The sequence below is a fragment of the Mycobacterium asiaticum genome, assembly GCF_001668675.1.
In the GTDB taxonomy this organism is placed as follows: domain Bacteria; phylum Actinomycetota; class Actinomycetes; order Mycobacteriales; family Mycobacteriaceae; genus Mycobacterium; species Mycobacterium asiaticum_D.
Window position 1 is genome coordinate 1 of the sequence record NZ_LZKQ01000310.1, and the last position, 1,124, is coordinate 1,124.

Below are 1,124 nucleotides of genomic sequence, written 5' to 3' on the forward strand. Positions count from 1 at the left end.
CTCAAACGCCGACACCACCGCCCGCGCCTGAGCAGCGGCCTGCTCAGCCGCCGCACCCGCCGCACTCAACCACGCCGTATACGGCGTAGCCGCGGACGCCATCTCCAACGCCGCCGGGCCCTGCCAAGCATCGTTGACCAGACCCGAGGTCACCGCCTCGAAGAAGGACGACGCCGAGCCGAGCTCGGCAGCCAGGCCGTCCCAGGCCGACGCCACCGACGCCATCGGCGCCGATCCCGCGCCCAAAAGCATGTTCAGCGAGTTGATCTCGGGTGGCAAGGTCAGAAAACTCACCGGCTCAATACCTCTTCCTTACATTGCAGGAAAGCTTCTTGGGGGTTCCGGGCGGGGAAGCACATCATCAGCCGGCCACCCAGTCCGCCAGCGTCGCCTGCAACGCAGTCATCTGGCCGTGCAAGAAGCCGGAGACCTGGCTGCCGATGTTGCCGAAGCCGGAGATCAGGGCCGGGGCGTTGGCGGCCAGCGTGCTGGTGTTGGCGAAACCGGAGATGGCGTTGCCGATGTTCTGCCAGCCCGACAACAACGAACCGGAGTTGTACCAGCCCGACGTCAGCGCACCGTTGGCGTTGGCGAAGCCTGAACTGAAATCGCTGGAGTTGAAGAAACCGGAAGTGCCGCTGGAATTTCCGTTGAAGTAGCCCGATGACAACGTCCCCGAGGAGTTCCCGACACCGAGCAGCCCCGGTGCGGTGAGGTTGAGTTGGCCGAGGAGCGCCGTCTGGAACGGTATCTGTACGTTCCCCCCGACCACGAAGTTGTTCAGTTCGATCGGGTTGATCTTGATTTCGGGAATCGCTGGGGAGAGTTGGGTTCCGAAGAATTCGATCGTGACAGGAAGAATGACCACGGTAACAGTCATCGACACGTGGACCGGGATTTCGAATTGAGGGATCTTTTGGATGGTGATCGTGTCGAACTGACCGTCGATCGGGATCGCCAGGTTGGCACCTGCTATTAGGTCGATCGGGATCGCCGGGAAATTGAGCGGGAAGGTAATTCCCTCGCGTCCTTGGCTGTCGGCCAAGTTGAATGAACCTAGGTTTCCGCTGCCGGTGTTGAAGGAGCCGGTGTTGAGGTCACCGGCGTTGGCGAAGCCGGTGTTG

2 protein-coding genes are annotated in these 1,124 nt (G+C 61.8%); both read right to left on the reverse strand.

What is annotated here, in order from left to right; translation table 11 throughout:
- Positions 1 to 294: PPE domain-containing protein (locus tag A9X01_RS25885; protein WP_155772093.1), on the reverse strand; the 294-nt coding region annotated here is incomplete at its 3' end.
- Positions 295 to 361: 67 nt separating this feature from the next.
- A partial coding sequence (locus A9X01_RS25890) for a pentapeptide repeat-containing protein (RefSeq protein WP_081282639.1) occupies positions 362 to 1,124 on the reverse strand: 763 nt, incomplete at its 5' end.